Genomic DNA, 18518 nt, shown 5'->3' on the forward strand with positions numbered 1-18518 from the left:
CAGATTTATTTGCTACTTTCGACAATCAACTACTCACTCAATAAAAAAAATTGAAGCCAGATGATAAATATTATTCTATATATCTTATAATCCTTATAATTACGGTATTCGCCTAGAAATACCGTAGATTTAGGGGTGAATTCTGATGAGCGAGTCGCAACAACCAACACAAGTGGATAAATTTCTAATTGAAGGAATGCAAGTTTATGCTTTGAAAGCTTTGCAGTCCATACAGCTTTGGTATCAACACACAATTAGAAGTTGGTTGAATAGATGCAATGTGCAAAGCTTTGTGAGTCTGTTTCTCATCGGTACTTTTTTGAGTGTAGCAGTTGCCTCCTGTTCTGGAAGTAGTTCAGCTAGCAAAAGTGATGTCAAGCTAAAACTCGTTTCTTTCTCTGTCACCAAAGCAGCTCATGACCAGATAATTCCCAAATTTGTGGAAAAGTGGAAGCAAGAACATAACCAAAACGTCACATTTGAGCAAAGTTATGGAGGTTCTGTAGCTCAAACGGCTGCTGTCATTGCAGGTTCGCAAGAAGCAGATATAGTACATTTGGCACTTCCCCTGGATGTCAACAAAATTCAGCAAGCAGGTTTAATTAAATCAGGTTGGGAAATAAAATCACCGAGAAGTGGTATTGTTAGTAGATCGGTTGCTGCGATCGTCACGCGCGAAGGCAATCCCAAAGGTATCAATACTTGGGCAGACTTGGCAAAAGATGGCGTGAAAGTGATTGCGGCTAACCCAAAAACTTCTGGTATTGCTATCTGGGAATTCTTGGCTTTTTGGGGTTCGGTGAGTCTGACAGGCGGTGATGATACGAGGGCATTAGATTATGTCACCAAAGTTTATAAAAACACCCCTATTCTAACGAAAGATGCCCGTGAAGCAAGCGATTTATTCTTCCAAAAAGGTGAAGGAGATGTCTTAATTAACTACGAAAACGAGGTAATTTTGGCGGGTAAAAATGGGACAAAGTTGCCTTATATTGTACCCCAAGTCAATATTTCCATTGATAATCCTGTAGCAGTAGTCGATAAAAACGTTGATAAACACCGTACAAGAGAAGTTGCACAAGCATTTGTTGATTTTCTTTACTCCACAGAAGCTCAACGGGAATTTGCAAAATTACAATATCGTCCTGTTAACCCCACGGTTACCCAAGAAGTCGCATCACAACATCCCCCAATTCAAACTTTATTTACATCTCAAGATTTAGGTGGCTGGGATATTATTCAGAAAAAGTTTTTTGCAGATGGAGCAATTTTTGACAAAGTGCAAGCTGCGAAGAAAGCATGATATCTTTTTTCTAATGCAGGATTCTCTACTTGCAGATAGGCAAGCATAAGCAATTCACAGTAACTTCATCTCAATTGATAATTTATGAGCTTTCGTAGCAGATTTAAGAATAGTATTTTCCTGACGTTTTTAATGATTATTGCCAGCAGTATCACTGCTTGTAGCAGTAATGAGGAAAAGAAAAGTCAGGTGAGTATTGATGGTGCAGCTGTAGGTTTTCCTATTTCTTTAGCAGTTGCAGAAGAATACGGTAAAGTCAAACCTGAAGCGAAAGTAAGCGTTGCCTCAAGCGGTACTGGTGGTGGTTTCAGTAAATTTTGTAATGGCGATCTTGATATAGCTGGTGCTTCTCGTACCATTAGAGATGAAGAAATCAAAAAATGTAAAAGCAAGAATATTGAATTTGTCGAGTTGCCTATAGCTTTAGATGGCATCGCTGTGATTGCTAACCGCCAAAATAACTTTGCCAAATGTCTAACTATTAAGGAACTGGGTACGATTTGGGGCGGCAAATCAGACGGCAAAATATTGACATGGAATCAAGTTAATCCCAAGTTTCCTAACCAAAAGCTGAAGCTGTATGCACCATCTTCTGATACGGGAACATTCGATTATATGACTCAAGCTGTGACTGGTAAAGCCAAGAATGGCCGTACAGACTACACTGCCACTCAGAATCAAAACCTTCTCGTACAAGGAGTATCAGGTGATGTATCAGCTTTGGCTTATGTAGGGATATCTTACTACATTCAAAATCAAGATAAACTCAATCTAGTTGCTGTAGAAAGCCTTAAAGGAAAGTGTGAAAAACCAGTTCCAGTGGATAATGTAATTAAAAATATCTATACACCTTTGTCTCGTCCTCTGTTCATCTATGTCAGTAAAAAATCCTTAGATACTAAGCCAGCAGTAAAACAATTTGTAGATTTTTATCTAGAAAATTCTTGGAAGTGGGTAGATAGTGTTGGTTATGTAGCATTACCTGATGAAGCTTACGTCAAAGTCAAACAAAAATTTGCTACTGGTGAAACTGGGACAAAATTCAAAAAAGCAAAACCAGGTGAACCAATCACAAACTTTATTTAAATAAAGTCTCAGGCATTGTAGTCTGAGTGTAGTTAAAACTTAACTGTTTATGCAAAATACCAATTTTCAAGACGATCCTTATCTATTATCCAGACAGTCACTAGAGAAAAATGCATCTGAAGATATCTCAGAGAAGATTGTTGCGGCAATTTTATTTGCTTGTGCTTTAGTCTCGGTTTTGACTACTTTTGGTATTGTCGTAATTATCTTTCAGGAGACATTCGGTTTTTTCCAAGAAGTTTCCTTTGCCCAATTCTTTCTTGATACTAAATGGACACCGTTATTTGCCAATAGACATTTTGGTGTTTGGCCATTGATTAATGGCACTTTCTTGACTACAGCTATTGCAATGGCAGTTGCTATTCCTCTAGGTTTATCTTCTGCGATTTATTTAAGTGAGTATGCTCAACCCAAAGTAGCAGCAATTTTACGTCCAGCAGTGGAACTTTTAGCGGGAATACCTACAGTAGTATATGGTTACTTTGCGCTGTTGTTCCTTACACCATTGCTGCGGAATTTTATCCCTCTGGAAATATTCAACGCTTTGAGTGCAGGGTTAATGATGGGGGTAATGATTACTCCTACTGTTGGTTCTATCAGCTTAGATGCTATTCGAGCAGTTCCGCGTTCTTTGCGAGAAGGATCTTATGCTTTAGGTATCACTAAACTGGAAACCATTTTTAAAGTAGTTCTACCAGCCGCGCTTTCTGGAATCATCGCTTCAATTATATTGGGTATTTCTCGCGCTGTGGGTGAAACAATGACAGTCCTCATTGCCGCCGGACAACAACCAAGACTAACTGTTAATTTTGCGGAATCAGTAGAAACAATGACAGCCTACATGGCACAAATTTCTGGTGGAGATAGTCCGCGTGGTAGTCTGAATTTCAAGACATTATATGCTGTAGGCGCTGTTCTGTTTCTACTTACCCTTGCTTTGAATATTGTTAGTTACTGGATTGCTAATCGCTTTAAAGAAAAATACGACTAAATAGATATGGCTACAAGTTATCAACAAGATGATTCTCTAGATTCTGCGGCAGAATTTACCGATAATGTTGAGAGTAGGGAGACATTAGGGAAAGTATTTGAAGGACTTTTTTTGTTAGGATTGCTGATTGGTTTATTTATCCTAGCGTTGCTACTTTTTGATATTTTTAAAGACGGATTAGCCAGATTTTTGTCACCCGGCTTTCTCACGGAAACTCCTTCTCGTTTTCCTGACCAAGGTGGTATTCGTCCTGCGATTATCAGCAGCATTCTTTTAGGAGCTGTTGTAATTTTCGTCACTGTCCCCATTGGTGTCGGAGCAGCTTTATATCTAGAAGAGTATGCACCTAAAGCTTGGTGGACAGCGATTATTGAGATTAATATCAGTAATCTAGCGGGTGTGCCTTCTATTGTCTATGGATTGCTGGGTTTAGGGGTTTTCAATTATTTGCTTGGGTTTGGTCCCGCTTTGATTTCTGGAGCATTGACTTTATCTTTGTTGTCTTTGCCAGTAATTATTGTGACATCTAGAGAAGCAATTCGCTCTGTCCCAGATTCCCTGAGAAATGCTTCTTACGGATTAGGTGTCACAAAATGGCGAACTATCAGCAATCATGTCATACCCTATGCTGTTCCTGGTATTTTGACGGGGGTGATTATCTCTGTATCCCGCGCTATAGGTGATGCAGCCTCTCTGATTGTTGTAGGTGCTGTGGGTTTTCTTACCTTTAACCCTGGTTTATTTCAGAGGTTTATGGCATTACCCATTCAAATTTACAGTTATATAACTCGTCCTGAACCGGGTTTTGCTAGTGCAGCAGCAGCGACAATTATTGCGTTGTTACTCTTGATTTTAGTTTTAAATGGTGTAGCAATTTATATTCGACAACGCTTCTCAATAAGTTAGGTAATTAAATATCTAATTGGATAGATTCACAGAGATTAGGAGTTCAACCAAATGACTTATAGCAATAGTAGAAGTAAATCAGATAGTGCCACAATCGGCCAAGATAATGGCGTCTTCAATGTTGAAGGTGTGAAGGTCTTTTATGGAGGATTTCTGGCACTTTTAGATGTCTATTTAAAGATTCCTGAAAAACAAATTGTTGCTTTTATTGGGCCTTCAGGGTGTGGTAAAAGTACCTTACTGCGTTGCTTCAATCGGATGAATGATTTAATCCCTGGAGCTAAGGTTGAGGGTAGATTGAATTACCGCGATCGCAACATTTACGATCCTAAGATAAATTCTGTAAAATTGCGGCGACAAGTCGGAATGGTTTTTCAAAGACCGAATCCTTTCCCTAAGTCAATATACGAAAATATTTCCTTTGGCCCGCGTGCTAACGGTTACAAAGGTAACATTGATGAATTGGTGGAAGATTCTCTCAGACGCGCTGCTATCTGGGATGAAGTCAAGGATAAACTCAAAGAGAAGGGTACTGCATTATCTGGCGGACAACAACAACGGCTTTGCATTGCGCGTGCGATCGCCATGAAGCCAGATGTATTATTGATGGATGAACCATGTTCTGCTCTTGACCCAATTTCTAGCCGTCAAGTAGAAGAACTCTGCTTAGAACTCAAGGAGCAATACACCATAATCATGGTGACACACAATATGCAGCAAGCTTCTAGAGTGGCAGATTTTACGGCTTTCTTCAATACAGAAATTGACGAGCATGGCAAACGTCGCGGAAAATTAGTTGAGTTTAATCCTACAGAGCAAATGTTCAGTTCTCCTCAAACTAAAGAAGCTGAAGATTATATCAGTGGACGCTTCGGTTAAAAAGACATCACAGGAGAAGGGGAAAGGTAAAAGCCAAGTTCAGTAACTATTTGCAGTAATCCAGTTTTGGTCTAAAAACCTAGATTAATCTCTCCTTAAACAAAAGGAGGGAACTGATTTTTGCGTCTATAAATTCACCCGGTACAAGCTGAGACTAGGTAAATACAGAATTATTTTTACAGTAGATATTGATTCCAAAGGCATCGAAATTCACGCCATTGGTGCGAGAGGAGATGTTTATAAAAGAATAATTCGTAATTAGTAATTTAATAACTGAGAATTAAGTAAGTGGGTCAAATTAAATATAAAACCTCATCCTGCCTCCGGCTTCCCTCTCCGAACTCACGGAGAGGGATTGAGGGTGAGGTTTGATCTTAATGTTTAATTACGCCTACCTACTTACCAAAGTAATTCTGGAAAATATACTGAGGCTTGACAGTACTTACTTAAAGTAATATTTCAGTTTAGTACTTATATTGTGTATTATGTTTAAGCCTCTGTCATTTGCTTTAGTTACAGCTAGCATTCTAGTTGCATCAATCAATAATCTCAGTCCTACCTTAGCTGGAACTTGTGCCTCTAAGTGTGGTTCGCACCCAATTCAGTTTACACCTGGGCAACACATCCGAGTCGAAGTTATAAATAGCACACCTAACCTGATCAAAATCCAAAAACCCTCTGGGACTGATGCAATATCCTTGAGTCCAGGGCAAAAATTAAATCTAGAAAAAATAGAGGGTACTGAGCCAAATACATCTCTGATATTTTGGAGCGAAACTGGTTTATCACTACAAGCAATTGTCTCGAAACCTAACTTTGGTACATTGCGGCTCGAACTCCGTCCGACTTTGCGTTCTTCGGGCGATCGCTCGTTATATATTATGGATGACGGTAGGATAAACGTGTTTTAGATAGCAAATAATGTTATTAGTTATGAGTTAAGAAACAACTTTCAATTCAACACTCACAACTAAAAACTCCTAAATTTATACTGTGCTAGACAGACCTGTATCTGAACTCGCAAAACCTCGCAGGCGCTTACCTAATCAGCGCTGGCAGATTTATCTGCAAAAACCAGAATTTGCCCAAAATTTGGCGGTTTTGACAAATATTTCACCGATTGTCAGCCAGTTGTTGATTAATCGGGGTATGGAAACACCAGAACAGGTACAAGCATTTTTAAATCCAGAGTCTTTAGTTTTGCCTTCGCCGTTAGAAGATTTCCCAGATTTGGCGATTAGTTTGGAGTTGTTGCAAAATGCGATCGCTTCTCAAACTAAAATTGCTATTTGTGGTGACTACGATGCTGATGGGATGACCAGCACTGCTCTACTTTTACGTAGTCTCCGCACTTTAGGCGCACAAGTAGATTATGCTATTCCCAGTCGGATGCACGAAGGCTACGGTATTAATAAACGCATAGTTGAAGAATTTCATAGCGAAGGTGTAGGGCTAATTCTGACTGTAGATAATGGCATCTCTGCGTTTGAACCAGTTGCTAAAGCTAGAGAACTTGGTCTTGCAGTTATTATCACCGACCATCATGATATCCCCCAAAAATTACCGCCAGCTAACGCTATCCTCAACCCCAAACTAATAGCTGAATCCTCACCTTATCGGGGTGTTGCTGGTGTTGGTGTCGCCTACATTTTGGCTGTGTCTCTAGCACAACAGTTAGGGGAGACTAAGGGCTTAATTCAGCCGATGCTAGCACTATTTACACTGGGAACGATCGCAGATTTAGCTCCCTTAACTGGCGTAAATCGCCGTTGGGTGAAACGTGGTTTACAGCATTTACCCAAATCCAATTTACCTGGGGTGCGGGCATTAATTCAGGTAGGCGGCGTGCAGGCGAGGGAGGAGGGACAAGGGGGAATTTCTCCTCCTACTCCCCACTCCCAACTCCCCACTCCCAAATCCCTCAAGCCTGAAGATATCGGTTTTCGCTTGGGGCCGCGAATTAATGCTATTGGTCGGATTGGTAATCCCCAAACTGTGATTGAATTGCTGACTACAGATGATATGGGGGTGGCGCTCGAACTCGCAATGCAGTGCGAACAAACAAATGCCAGTCGCCAGCTAATGTGTGAACAAATTGAGCAAGAAGCGATCGCTTATGTAGAGACAGAATTTGTTGCATCTCTACAGCAAGACTGTGTATTAGTTGTTATTCAACCCAATTGGCATCACGGCGTTATTGGGATTGTCGCCTCCCGCTTAGTGGAACGTTATGGCGTTCCCGTGTTCATCGGTACTTATGAGGATGAGCAACATATACGCGGTTCAGCACGAGGAATTCCAGAGTTTCATGTGTTTGAAGCTTTGGAATATTGTCACGATTTACTAGGGAAATTTGGCGGACACAAAGCAGCCGGGGGTTTTTCTTTACCAGCAGAGAATTTACAGGTGTTGCGATCGCGTTTGATTGAGTTTGCTAACCAGTGTCTTGAACCCCAGCATCTCAAGCCTCTGCTCAAAATTGATGCCGAAGTCAACCTCAATCATATCAATCAGCAGCTTTACCAACAACTTAATGCTCTGCACCCCTGCGGTATGGACAACCCCGATCCAATTTTCTGGACACCTAATGTCCAAGTGGTTGAGCAAAAAATCGTTGGTAAGGGTCACATTAAACTGACAATTGCCCAAACTGTTGATAATCAGCAATATAAAATCAAAGCGATCGCTTGGCGTTGGGGCGACTATTTCCAGCTACCATCGCGAGTGGATGTCGCTTACAAACTGCGAGAAAATTACTTTAACGGTAACACCACCATCGAGCTAGAGTTAATCGGTGTCAGACTCCCAATTCAGCTTCAACAATTTTTTGCTTCGCCACCTACCCCGTCAAGCACCACCTTTGAGTACAACCAGCGACATTATACTTGTGGTTTCTATAAAAACGGTATTGAAGCAGAATTAAGAATTAAAAATTCTGAAGGCAAAGTATTAGCGATGCAGCCAGGACATATAATTGGTTTGCTGGGAATTAATCGTCAAAACGCCAAAGAAATTGATATCTCTCAACCACACTATGACAATATTATCCAAGCTGCCCTTCAAGCGTTATCAGTTAAGAGTTAGGAGTTAGAAGCGATGCCCTGAGCAGTTCGGCAGAGCTACCTGTAACACCTGTCGTTCGCGCAGCGCGATGCCCTGAGCTTGCCGTTCGCGTAGCGTCTCGTAGAGAAGGGTCTCGTAGAGAAGGGTTTGGAGTTCTTAATTAACTTATCGCTTGTGAAGTGTGACACTGCGAGTGCTGATTTATGAGTATGAGTTGAGAATAGAATTTAATTCCTTATTCCTAACTCCTAACTCTCAATCAGCACTCAGCCCTGTTAAAGGTTGCCGTTGCGAAATGCCAGCACAAAGATTACCGCAGGACCAGCAATCACAATTAGCGCCACGGACAACAATTGGAAAATAACTTCCCAATTTATACTGGTAAAAGCGTTAAACAAACCGTCAAACATTTTCCTTTTCTCCTTCCAATTGTAGTGAACTACTCCGCCGTAAGACGGACGGAGCTTCCCAATTCATCGGGAATAGCCTCTAGAACTCCGTAGTACTAGAAAGTCTGAGATTCCCTCCAAGGGCAGGATTCCTGGTTCCCAAGACCCAAATCTTTTACCCTGAGCGAAGTCGTTGGCGAAGCCTCTCGAAGAGAAGGGTTCTCTTGCAACATATACCTATAAGAAAAGGTTTTCGCTTATGGCATTGATGGTCAAGACCAAATAATTCTATCAGAAAAACAAGTAGTATTCGTCATCCATAAGCGTATTTGTTTTTGCTGACGTAAAAAAACAATACGCCTATGCAATCCTCACCCCCGCTCCCTATCCACACCTTATGAGTACATTGTTCGCGTAGCGGACGCACCAGAAGGTGGGGACTTCCGCGACACGTTAAAAAATTTAATAACTTAATTACAAAACCTGCAATCGATCATATCTGGCTATGGACTGCTAGATTTAATTTACTTAACAAAATTATAAGAAAAGATATAAAAACGTACAATAGGGGGATTGGGCAATTCAATTTTGGATTTTGGATTGATGATAGCGGAGCTTTAGCGAGTCTGCGAGCGTCTTTTAGATTAAATAATTCGTAATTCGTAATTAAGTTTTGTGACGGAGATTTAGACCCCGGCCCAAAACTTGCTTATTTTTTGAACCGGGGGATTTAAACCCACGGTACTCGGTTAAATTTCAATCTAAAATCTAAAATCTAAAATCTAAAATTCTTACTCTCCCATCTCCCCACTCCCTAATCGAAAATGTCAACTTGGCAATGTGTAAAGCAATGTGGAGCCTGCTGTAATCTTGATCCAGCAGATCGTCCAGATTTGGAAGAGTATCTCTCATCACCAGAACTAGAACTCTACCTCAACATGGTAGGCGAAGGAGGATGGTGCGTTAATTTCGACCATACCACACGAGAATGTGGCATCTACCCAAATCGTCCTCGCTTCTGTCGCGTAGAATCAGAAGTGTTTCAAGATATGTATGGGGTTGAACCAGAAGAAGTTAACGATTTTGCTATTGACTGCTGTCGCCAGCAAATAGAAGGAGTATATGGCGATCGCAGTTTAGAAATATTACGCTTCGACAAAGCTATTGGCCTTTGACACTCGGACCACTGATTTTAGTGTGTGGGGTTGCAATTTATTACAAGAATCTGAGAAAATGATAGAAATATGAAAACAACCTAGCAACAAAACTACTGCCTGTGAAACTTGACTCTGCTCCTTTAGGTATTTCTGGCATATCTCAGACTGAGATCGAGCTAGAACCGAAAGACAGCACTGATTTAAACTTAACTCCTGCGATCGCCCTGCCACTTCAGCCTGTAGTTGCGGATAGTCCTCAAAAGCAGCAATCAGTGCTAGTAGTTTTTGGTACAACTTTTGTAACCATTTTTCTAGCAGAAATTGGAGATAAGACTCAGCTATCCACGCTATTAATGAGTGCAGAATCTCATTCCCCGTGGGTAGTATTTATCGGATCTGCGGCTGCGCTGATAACTACCAGCTTATTAGGTGTACTTTTAGGTAGTTGGATAGCCGGACGACTCAGCCAGAAAACTGTAGAAAAATCAGCCGGCGTGATGTTGTTGGTAATTTCCCTAATGCTGTTTTGGGATATATTCCAAGGTTAGAGACGCGATTAATCGCGTCTGTACAGGAGTTTGGACTTATTCTCCCTAATCTCCCTAATCTCCCTCATCCCCCTCATCCCCCTCATCCCCCTTTATCAATATGGATTGGCATCTTTTAGGACTGAGCTTTATTACAGTTTTTTTATCAGAATTGGGTGACAAAAGTCAGCTAGCAGCGATCGCACTTTCAGGGCGTTCTAATTCTGGGCGTGCAGTATTTTTTGGTGCAGCAGGCGCATTGCTGTTAACAAGCCTGTTGGGATCATTAGCAGGGGGTGCAGTAGCACAATTACTACCTACACGCTTGTTAAAAGCGATCGCATCTGTGGGATTTGCCGTCCTTGCTGCACGTTTGTTGTTATTTAACAATGAACCATCGGCAGATTCTGAACAAATACCGTAACCAAATCAGCTAGTTTGCACATTCAGATAAATTTTGAAACCAGACATTACAAAGGTTCCCAACCTGTTCCTTTGTAACCGTATTCAAAAATTTCTGGATGCAAAATTTCTGCTAAAATTTCTAGAGAATCTACCAGTCGCGGACCTGGACGATTGAAGTAAGAATTGCCATCAGTGATGTAAATCCTACCCGATTGGGTAGCGTGCAGTTTTTCCCAGTCTGAACGTTGAGTTAACAAATTGGCTTCTTGGCGAGTCCGATTTAAATCAAAGCCACAAGGCATAAAAACAATGACATCGGGATTAGTTGTTAAAAGTGTTTCCCACGGCAAGGTCGAAGAAGGCTGACCTTTACCACAAAATAGAGAGTGTCCTCCTGCTAAGTTAACTAATTCTGGAATCCAATTGGCGGCAATCATCAAAGGATCAGTCCACTCGATACAGGCGACAGTAGGCACTTCATGTAAAGAAAGCCCTTGGATTCTTTGCTGACAAATTTTGACGCGAGCTTCTAAGTTTTCTAAGATTTTTACCGAGTCTACGCCAAAGGTCTTGCCGACTCGCTCAATGTCAGCCCAGACATCCTGGAGACTATTGGGTTGTAAAGAAATAATCTGAGGTTTACTGTCAATGAGTGTGGCAACTGCTTTTTCAACTTCGTGTAAGCTGACAGCACAAACATCGCACTGGTCTTGAGTGAGAATGTGGGTAGGCTGCAACTGCTCTAAAACGTCTGTTTTGATTTCATAAATACTGAGAGCAGATTGCAATAAATTGTTCACCTCATCGTTAATTTGGCTGCTAGAGGCATTGGAATTTAAACGTGCTTGGGTACAAATGGGGCGATTTTGGATTTCTGGAGGGTAGTCGCATTCGTGCGATCGCCCCACAATAGCATCAACCAACTCTAGTGTCGCTAAAATCTCTGTTCCACCGGGAATTAAAGAAACAATTCTCACATTACTATCCGTCATCGTTTCACCTCCACAACAGCTGCTTTTACCTTAATTTTGGCAAAATATGAATCTTTAGGCATCTTTCTCTAGGAGAATCAAGGGTGTTTTGGTAGTCAGCCTCAGCAAGAATTTGATTAGAAAAAATATACTTTCCGGTTATGAGAAATCATATCAAGTAATTGTAGTTATACAAAGACAGTTCTACTTTTTACGTAGAACTACAAGGCAAAATTATTTCTTATTGAGGGCAACTAATGCAGGTGGTGTTGGCTAGAGATATTACAGACTACAAACAAGCTCAAGAGGCTTTACAATTCCGGGCGATTTTTGAGCGTTCGTCTATCGGCATTGGAATTATAGATATGAAAGCGCAGATAGTCGATACTAATCTGGCACTGTGCAAGATTTTTGGATACAGTCGAGAAGAACTATACGGCAAGCCGTTTACAGATTACATTCCCACAGAAAGGGGGGATTTAAAACTTTACAAACAACTGATGTCAAGAATTCCTACAGATTTAAAGACAACTTTGAGGCTTGGCTGCCAACCCGCAGAACATCAGCAACAGCTTCTCGCCGAGATATCCCATTGAGATAGAAAGACGCTGCCTGCATCAAAATGGTAGCTTAATGTGGATTCATATCTCTGTTTCTGTTATATCAAGCAGCAATGCTGAACCTGAGTTTTTTCTAGCGATGATTGAAGACATTACTGAACGCAAGGAAACAGAGTTGAAACTGCTTGCCTCTCAAGAAGCAGCAGAAGCTGGCAATCGGGCAAAAAGCGAATTTTTAGCAACCATGAGCCATGAGTTGCGGACGCCTCTGAATGCGATTATAGGTTTGTCACAGTTGTTGCAACAAGAAAGAATTGGCTCTCTCAATGAAAAGCAGAACGAATATGTAAATTCTATATATAGTAGTGGTGAACATCTGCTAGCATTGATTAACGATATCCTTGATTTATCTAAGGTAGAAGCAGGCAAAGAGGAACTGTTACTCTCACCTTTGCCAGTGTCAGATTTATGTAATTATGCTATATGGACAGTGCGCGATCGCGCCTTAGAAAAGGGATTGCAACTTACATCTGAAATTGACCCAGAAACGGATATTTGTATTGGTGATGAGGGGCGCATCAAGCAAATGCTAGTCAATCTGCTCACCAATGCGATTAAATTCACCCCAGCCGGTCAGGTATCGCTGGTAGTCAAAAAAGTACCGCAAGGGATAAGGTTTACAGTTTCAGATACTGGAATTGGTATAGACTCAAATCAGTTTCAATTTCTATTTGAAGCGTTTAAACAACTTGATAGTCGGTTAAATCGGCAGTATGAAGGCACTGGTTTGGGTTTAGCTTTAACACGCAAATTAGCCCGTTTGCATGGTGGAGATGTTACCTTTACATCGACTTTGGGAAAAGGTAGTCAGTTCACTCTATTTCTACCAGATTCAGTGCATCCGGGAGAAATCAATTCAAAATTCAAAATTCAAAATTAAATAAAAAATTCGGATAATTCAGGTAGAGTCACTACTGATGCAGACTACTATAGGACTAGTATTTGATTTTTGAAATGCACGTAGTGGACCCTCTAGGCTAAAATAGTGCATTAGATGTAGGTTGGGTGGAGCGGAGCGCAACCCAACTGATTATCAGAAACCTCTTGCAAAAGTCCCTAACACCCCTCCCCGCCTGCGGGGAGGGGAGAATTTGAGGTAAGTCAAAGGCGGGGTGGGGTTTTTATTTTTGATTTATGCAAGAGGTCTCAGGATGTTGGGTTACGCAAAGCCTCCACCCAACCTACAATTTTTTTGCTGTGAGAATTTTTTTCTCATTTTCACATGGGTAATACTGGCTTCTTCAAATATTTCTCCTTCTTCTACAAAATCCAATTTTTTGTATAAATCTTTCACATATTCTTGAGCATGAATCACTACTTCTGGAATATTTTTGTTAGCTATCACTTCTAGGGCATTTTCCATAATTTTCTTACCAATACCCTGCCCTCTAGCTGTAGATAAAACAGCAAGCCGTTCTATTTTGGCAGTTTTATCATCTAAATATCTAATTCTGGCAGTACCCACAACTTCGTCATTTAAATAAGCAATCAAATGTTGAGATATTGCATCTTTGCCATCAAATTCTAAAGCGGCATCTACCCCTTGTTCTTGCTGAAAAACTGCTATCCTAATTGCTTGAATTGCTGGAAATTCTTGAGGTAATTCAGCAACTTTTATAACTAAATTAGACATTAAACTCTAGACCTCTTGGAAAAGTCCCTAACACCCCACCCCCAGCCCCTAAGAGCAGGCTCTTAGGGGAGAATTTGACGTAACTCAAAGGCGGGGTGGGGTTCTTTTTTTGATTTATGCAAGAAGTCTTCTCTACGGTTTCTACAAGAGTATGTAGGGCAGATGCCTTACCTACTCTTGTAGTTTAATCTGCCCCTTCAATTGGTGCAAAACCTTGGCGCTGAATATTTTCTGTTACCGCGCGTGGTTCCAAAAATTGTAGGAGGTAATCCGGGCCACCTGCTTTAGAACCTACCCCAGAAAGTTTGAATCCACCAAAGGGTTGCCGTCCAACGATCGCTCCTGTAATATTACGATTGATGTACAAATTCCCAACTTCAAACTCTGCCTGCGCCTGCTGAATGTGCGAAGGTGTTCTAGAATAAAGTCCGCCAGTTAAGGCGTAGTTTGTACCGTTGGCGACTGCTAAGGCTTCCTGGAAATCTTTCACGCGAATTACCGCCAGCACAGGCCCAAAAATTTCTTCCTGGGAAATTACCGCATTTGGCGATACTTCACTAAAGATCACAGGCCCGATAAAATATCCTTGTTCGGGTGCTGGTAACTCTAATGCCACTTTTGCTTCTACCTTACCCTTCTCAATATACTCGCGGATGCGATCGCGGGCATTAGCATCAATTACCGGCCCCACTTGTGTACTCGGTAACTCTGCTTCCCCAATATTCAAGGATTTTGTCGCTTCTACCAACCGTTGCACAAAGGTATCATAAATTGGTTGCAGCACAATTACCCTGGAGGCAGCAGAACATTTTTGTCCGCTATAACCAAATGCTGACTGCACTACCCCTACAACAGCTTGGTCTAAATCAGCACTTTCATCGACAATAATCGCATTTTTACCACCCATTTCCGCAATCACCCGCTTCATGTGCTTCTGTCCGGGTTTCAGAGTTGCCGCATCTGCGTAAATTCTACAACCTACTTCCTGGGAACCTGTAAAAGCAATTACATGAGTATCGGGATGATTTATTAAATAAGCGCCGACTTGAGAACCCCTCCCAGGTACATATTGAAATACACCTTTAGGGATGCCAGCCTCGATTAAGATTTCTGTGAGTTTTGCGGTAATTACAGAAGATGTTTCCGCAGGTTTTAGGAGAGTGCAATTACCTGAAACCAAAGCTGCAACAGTCATTCCACAAGCGATCGCTAGCGGGAAATTCCAGGGAGAAATCACTACAGCAATACCCCGTGGTTGGTAAATATAACGATTAGTTTCACCAGGGATGTCGTAATTCACACCTTGATCTAACCGTTCCATCTCATCGGCGTAGTAGCGACAGAAGTCTATCGCTTCGGAAACCTCTCCATCAGCTTCTTTAACTGGTTTCCCAACTTCCAAAGCCATCCAAGCTGAAAGTTCGGCGCGGCGGAGTTCCATCAAATCACCCACTTTCCGCAAAATATCAGCGCGTTGTTTAGCTGGTGTTTTCTTCCACGCAGGAAACGCCGCTTTCGCAGCTTGCATCGCCTGTTCTGCCTGTTCAACGCTAATCAACCCAACTTTACCAACTACCTCACTGAAATTAGAAGGATTCAGAGAATCAACAAATTCTGGCGTATTCACATATTCGCCATTAATTAGCGGCAAATAAGTTTTACCCAACTGTTGGCGAACACTTTGGAAAGCTTGAGCAGATTTTTTTGTCATCTCTTCCTCAGCATAATCGGTATCAGCAGCACCAAGGAAATGAGAGACGCGATTAATCGCGTCTGTACTTTGGAGAGACGCAACGCCAGTCGCTACAACGGAGGGAACCCCCGCAACGCGCTGGCTCATTAATCGCGTCTGTACGTTCTTCTCCGCTTTGACAATCGGCGGCGCTAATAATTCTTCAATCGGTCGATTTTCGAGATTTTGCCGTAAAAAAGAACTATTAGCGGTATTTTCCAACAACCGCCGAATTAAATACGCCATCCCAGGTAATAATTCACCGTAAGGACAGTAAACTCTGACTCGATAACCCCTGTCAACTAATGCCTTTGCAACTTTATCACCCATACCGTAGAGAACTTGTAATTCAAAGCGACGACGGGGGACATTTAAACTTTCAGCGATCGCAATGGCGCGAGAGTGCGATCGCACATTATGGCTACCAATGGCAGAATACACATATTGATGATTTTCTAGCAATAACTGAGTGATGGTTTCAAAGTTAGCATCACTTGCGGCTTTCTCGTTGTAAACTGGCTGTGGCCAATGCTTCTGCGCTGCTTTGATAGTTTCCTGATCCCAATATGCGCCTTTCACCAAGCGAATTGTCAGGGGATAACCACGTTGTTTCAACCAAGAAATTAAATCTTTGGTATCTTGCTCACTATCACGCAGATATGCTTGAATTGTCACGCCAATATCTGCGCGTTGCCGAAACTCTTCTTCCAATAACAGTTTTTTCAGGATGCTGAGAGTTATATCCTTGTAGCCATACTGTTCCATATCAAAATGCACAGCTGCGCCCAACTCTTTAGCACGACGTAAGAGAATACGAATGCGATCGCTAACTCGCTCCTCACTACCTTTAGGATCTAGAGGGTCAAATTGGGAATAAAACGCCGTTAACTTTACAGAAACCTGAACTTTTGGGATGGGTTCGCCATCAGCCTCATCAATAGCCGGAATAGCTGTCCAATTCTTCGATGCTTCCACCAATTGTTGGATTAATTCTAGATAGCGTTCTAGATAAGACTGCGCTTCGGCTTCGGTAATCACGGCTTCACCAAGTAAGTCGATGGTGAAAGCCATTTTTTCTTTTCGCAGTCGTTCAACTGTTTTGATGACTTGTTTAATATTTTCCCCAGAAATATATTTATGGGCAAGAGTCTCAACCGCAGTACCAACGGTTGTAGCAGCAACTTGTCCTGGCATAGAGTCGGGGTTAGCAAAGTTGAGCATGCCCTTTAAAGCTGCTGGTAATTCTACAGATTCATCTCCGAGATATTCTTGTAAATGTGAGGCAACTTCTGATTTACTGTGCAAAGCAGGGAGCGTATCTATAAAGCGAAATAATTGCACCCGCAACCCCGGATTACTCATCGCCCAAGCTAGTAATTTATCATCCCAGCGCATTTGATCTCGCAGGGAAGAAAAAAACGAACGATTTTCCTGGGTTGCTGCTAGAAGTTGTTTAGCAATTTCTTGGGTTTTAGCTTCGTAGGTGCTTGTTTGTACTTGTAATACCACTGATAATAAACTCCGTTAATCAACGCAAGGCTTTTTTTACAAAGCCTCTGTCTTCTATTTTGACGCTTTCATATATTTAGTGGGGAGTGGGGGAGATGGGGGAGACAAGGAGAAAATAACGAATGCCCAATACTTCTCTACGAGAGGCTGCGCCAACGACTTCTCTACGAGACGCTACGCGAACGCTACTTCGACGCCGCTCAGTACAAGTCAGTACAAGTCAGTACAAGTGCCCAATTCAATCACTTACAAGTGTTATCCTTTTGTTGATCTATTTGTAACTTGATGAGACAGATGTTGCAACACAAGAGATTAGCCCAGTCATGCTAAGAGTGTGGATACTACATTTATGCCTACAGAAAACCTCACGCATATCTTATTTTCTAACTGGCAACACACACTCCAACCCTTTGGTGTTGAACAGGTAGCGGCTGAGAAAGTCTTTAATTGCTTGGTTGCAGCTTATTCTACCCCTAGTCGCTACTACCATACATTGAGACACATTGATCAGGTTCTCAGCACAATTCAGATTTTGCAAGGCTACACCAAAAACCTAGCTGCTGTTCAACTAGCTGCCTGGTTTCACGATGTTGTGTATGACTCTCAAGCTCAAGATAATGAAGAACGAAGCGCAGACTATGCTTTGGAATTGCTGAATAATTTGGGTATTCCCGAAAGTACTATAACTACTGTCACGCGTCTGATTCTGAACACTAAAAACCACCAAGCTGCGGTAGATGACTGTGATGGCCAAGTTTTACTTGATGCAGATTTAGCGATTTTCGCTACTAACCTAGTCCAATATCCAGAATACACCCATGCTATTCGCCAGGAATATGGCTGGGTGGCAGAGGCAGATTATATCATAGGTCGTCGGCAGGTTTTAGAAGGATTTTTGCAGCGATCGCATATCTACTTTACGCCTTTAATGTCAGAGTTCGCCGAACCATCTGCCCGTGGCAATATCCAGGCAGAAATTCAGTCTTTATTGTCTGGTTAGTTTTACATTAAGGAACGTGGATTAAATAAAATAGCAAAACTTCATCCTGTATCTAGCTTCCCTCTCCTTGATAAGGAGAGGGATTGAGGGTGAGGTAAGCCAGGGACATAAATTGTATGTTATTTAATTCTTATTTCTTACCGTCTGCCATCACCACGATAAGGCACTTCAGGCACTTCAGTCTCTTGTAGCTTTATTTTAGGTGCAAACACCTCTTGATGTTGTTGCGGCTGAATTTTTTCCTGTGCAAATTTTACACGGGTGCGAACTCCCAGATCGGCATCTGTATCGAGCATTTGCTGAAGTTGATTTGTAATCCGCGACGCTTGATTGGGTAAACTGACTGC

16 protein-coding genes and 2 pseudogenes are annotated in these 18518 nt (G+C 41.8%); 13 read left to right on the plus strand and 5 right to left on the minus strand.

Going from position 1 to position 18518, the window contains the following annotated elements:
- Nucleotides 1-145 precede the first annotated feature (145 nt).
- The 7 genes from ACYTXL_RS15985 (at nucleotide 146) to ACYTXL_RS16015 (ending at nucleotide 8249) form a co-directional block, all read left to right on the plus strand.
- Nucleotides 146-1303 carry a sulfate ABC transporter substrate-binding protein gene (locus ACYTXL_RS15985; RefSeq protein ID WP_461925594.1) on the plus strand — a complete coding sequence of 386 codons (1158 nt, stop codon included), beginning with the start codon at nucleotides 146-148 and terminating at the stop codon, nucleotides 1301-1303.
- 84 nt (nucleotides 1304-1387) lie between these two features.
- Nucleotides 1388-2389: a PstS family phosphate ABC transporter substrate-binding protein gene (locus ACYTXL_RS15990; protein WP_461925595.1), complete on the plus strand. Its 1002-nt coding sequence runs from the start codon at nucleotides 1388-1390 to the stop codon at nucleotides 2387-2389.
- Nucleotides 2390-2438: 49 nt separating this feature from the next.
- A complete protein-coding gene (gene pstC, locus ACYTXL_RS15995) occupies nucleotides 2439-3380 on the plus strand; it encodes a phosphate ABC transporter permease subunit PstC (protein ID WP_292768598.1) in 942 nt (313 codons plus the stop codon).
- A gap of 6 nt (nucleotides 3381-3386) precedes the next feature.
- Nucleotides 3387-4286 carry a phosphate ABC transporter permease PstA gene (gene pstA, locus ACYTXL_RS16000; protein ID WP_461925596.1) on the plus strand — a complete coding sequence of 300 codons (900 nt, stop codon included), beginning with the start codon at nucleotides 3387-3389 and terminating at the stop codon, nucleotides 4284-4286.
- 51 nt (nucleotides 4287-4337) lie between these two features.
- The gene (gene pstB / locus ACYTXL_RS16005) at nucleotides 4338-5165 is read left to right on the plus strand and encodes a phosphate ABC transporter ATP-binding protein PstB (RefSeq protein WP_461925597.1); all 828 of its coding nucleotides are present in this window, start codon (nucleotides 4338-4340) and stop codon (nucleotides 5163-5165) included.
- Between the two features lie 485 nt (nucleotides 5166-5650).
- Nucleotides 5651-6076 carry a hypothetical protein gene (locus ACYTXL_RS16010; protein ID WP_461925598.1) on the plus strand — a complete coding sequence of 142 codons (426 nt, stop codon included), beginning with the start codon at nucleotides 5651-5653 and terminating at the stop codon, nucleotides 6074-6076.
- An 82-nt stretch (nucleotides 6077-6158) separates the two neighbouring features.
- A complete protein-coding gene (locus ACYTXL_RS16015; RefSeq protein WP_461925599.1) occupies nucleotides 6159-8249 on the plus strand; it encodes a single-stranded-DNA-specific exonuclease RecJ in 2091 nt (696 codons plus the stop codon).
- Nucleotides 8250-8503: 254 nt separating this feature from the next.
- Here ACYTXL_RS16015 and psb30 read toward each other — a convergent pair whose 3' ends face one another.
- Nucleotides 8504-8638, minus strand: coding sequence for a photosystem II reaction center protein Ycf12/Psb30 (psb30, locus tag ACYTXL_RS16020; protein WP_334909052.1), 135 nt, complete (start codon nucleotides 8636-8638; stop codon nucleotides 8504-8506).
- 803 nt (nucleotides 8639-9441) lie between these two features.
- On the opposite strand from psb30, the gene ACYTXL_RS16025 reads away from it, so the two are divergent.
- The 3 genes from ACYTXL_RS16025 (at nucleotide 9442) to ACYTXL_RS16035 (ending at nucleotide 10725) form a co-directional block, all read left to right on the plus strand.
- Nucleotides 9442-9792: a YkgJ family cysteine cluster protein gene (locus tag ACYTXL_RS16025; protein WP_461925600.1), complete on the plus strand. Its 351-nt coding sequence runs from the start codon at nucleotides 9442-9444 to the stop codon at nucleotides 9790-9792.
- Between the two features lie 101 nt (nucleotides 9793-9893).
- Nucleotides 9894-10322, plus strand: a complete 429-nt coding sequence (locus ACYTXL_RS16030) for a TMEM165/GDT1 family protein (RefSeq protein WP_461925601.1) — start codon at nucleotides 9894-9896, stop codon at nucleotides 10320-10322.
- 100 nt (nucleotides 10323-10422) lie between these two features.
- Nucleotides 10423-10725 (plus strand): TMEM165/GDT1 family protein, encoded by a 303-nt coding sequence (locus ACYTXL_RS16035; RefSeq protein WP_461925602.1) that lies wholly within the window; start codon nucleotides 10423-10425, stop codon nucleotides 10723-10725.
- A 46-nt stretch (nucleotides 10726-10771) separates the two neighbouring features.
- On the opposite strand, the gene ACYTXL_RS16040 is transcribed toward ACYTXL_RS16035, so the two are convergent.
- On the minus strand, nucleotides 10772-11698 hold the full coding sequence (locus tag ACYTXL_RS16040) for a cobalamin-binding protein (protein ID WP_461925603.1): 927 nt from the start codon (nucleotides 11696-11698) through the stop codon (nucleotides 10772-10774).
- 272 nt (nucleotides 11699-11970) lie between these two features.
- On the opposite strand from ACYTXL_RS16040, the pseudogene ACYTXL_RS16045 reads away from it, so the two are divergent.
- A pseudogene (locus tag ACYTXL_RS16045) lies at nucleotides 11971-13177 on the plus strand (sensor histidine kinase); the annotation flags it as partial.
- A gap of 279 nt (nucleotides 13178-13456) precedes the next feature.
- Here ACYTXL_RS16045 and ACYTXL_RS16050 read toward each other — a convergent pair.
- Both ACYTXL_RS16050 and pruA read right to left on the minus strand, forming a co-directional pair.
- A complete protein-coding gene (locus ACYTXL_RS16050) occupies nucleotides 13457-13930 on the minus strand; it encodes a GNAT family N-acetyltransferase (RefSeq protein ID WP_461925604.1) in 474 nt (157 codons plus the stop codon).
- Nucleotides 13931-14114: 184 nt separating this feature from the next.
- Entirely contained in the window at nucleotides 14115-17171 is a 3057-nt protein-coding gene (pruA, locus tag ACYTXL_RS16055; protein WP_461925605.1) for an L-glutamate gamma-semialdehyde dehydrogenase, read from the minus strand.
- Between the two features lie 122 nt (nucleotides 17172-17293).
- Here pruA and ACYTXL_RS16060 point away from each other — a divergent pair, with 122 nt between their 5' ends.
- Nucleotides 17294-17452, plus strand: coding sequence for a hypothetical protein (locus ACYTXL_RS16060; protein ID WP_461925606.1), 159 nt, complete (start codon nucleotides 17294-17296; stop codon nucleotides 17450-17452).
- A 68-nt stretch (nucleotides 17453-17520) separates the two neighbouring features.
- Nucleotides 17521-18171: an HD domain-containing protein gene (locus tag ACYTXL_RS16065; RefSeq protein WP_461925607.1), complete on the plus strand. Its 651-nt coding sequence runs from the start codon at nucleotides 17521-17523 to the stop codon at nucleotides 18169-18171.
- Nucleotides 18172-18308: 137 nt separating this feature from the next.
- Here the strand turns inward: ACYTXL_RS16065 and ACYTXL_RS16070 are convergent.
- Nucleotides 18309-18518, minus strand: a pseudogene (locus tag ACYTXL_RS16070) (HEAT repeat domain-containing protein); the annotation flags it as partial.

This window comes from Nostoc sp., assembly GCF_054880495.1.

What these genes read in the sequence shown, in the direction of transcription:
- ACYTXL_RS15985 (WP_461925594.1), top strand. Translation starts at nt 146, where the DNA reads ATGAGCGAGTCGCAACAACCAACACAAGTGGATAAATTTCTAATTGAA.
- ACYTXL_RS15990 (WP_461925595.1), top strand. Translation starts at nt 1,388, where the DNA reads ATGAGCTTTCGTAGCAGATTTAAGAATAGTATTTTCCTGACGTTTTTA.
- pstC (WP_292768598.1), top strand. Translation starts at nt 2,439, where the DNA reads ATGCAAAATACCAATTTTCAAGACGATCCTTATCTATTATCCAGACAG.
- pstA (WP_461925596.1), top strand. Translation starts at nt 3,387, where the DNA reads ATGGCTACAAGTTATCAACAAGATGATTCTCTAGATTCTGCGGCAGAA.
- pstB (WP_461925597.1), top strand. Translation starts at nt 4,338, where the DNA reads ATGACTTATAGCAATAGTAGAAGTAAATCAGATAGTGCCACAATCGGC.
- ACYTXL_RS16010 (WP_461925598.1), top strand. Translation starts at nt 5,651, where the DNA reads ATGTTTAAGCCTCTGTCATTTGCTTTAGTTACAGCTAGCATTCTAGTT.
- psb30 (WP_334909052.1), bottom strand. Translation starts at nt 8,638, where the DNA reads ATGTTTGACGGTTTGTTTAACGCTTTTACCAGTATAAATTGGGAAGTT.
- ACYTXL_RS16025 (WP_461925600.1), top strand. Translation starts at nt 9,442, where the DNA reads ATGTCAACTTGGCAATGTGTAAAGCAATGTGGAGCCTGCTGTAATCTT.
- ACYTXL_RS16035 (WP_461925602.1), top strand. Translation starts at nt 10,423, where the DNA reads ATGGATTGGCATCTTTTAGGACTGAGCTTTATTACAGTTTTTTTATCA.
- ACYTXL_RS16040 (WP_461925603.1), bottom strand. Translation starts at nt 11,698, where the DNA reads ATGACGGATAGTAATGTGAGAATTGTTTCTTTAATTCCCGGTGGAACA.
- ACYTXL_RS16050 (WP_461925604.1), bottom strand. Translation starts at nt 13,930, where the DNA reads ATGTCTAATTTAGTTATAAAAGTTGCTGAATTACCTCAAGAATTTCCA.
- ACYTXL_RS16060 (WP_461925606.1), top strand. Translation starts at nt 17,294, where the DNA reads ATGCCCAATACTTCTCTACGAGAGGCTGCGCCAACGACTTCTCTACGA.
- ACYTXL_RS16065 (WP_461925607.1), top strand. Translation starts at nt 17,521, where the DNA reads ATGCCTACAGAAAACCTCACGCATATCTTATTTTCTAACTGGCAACAC.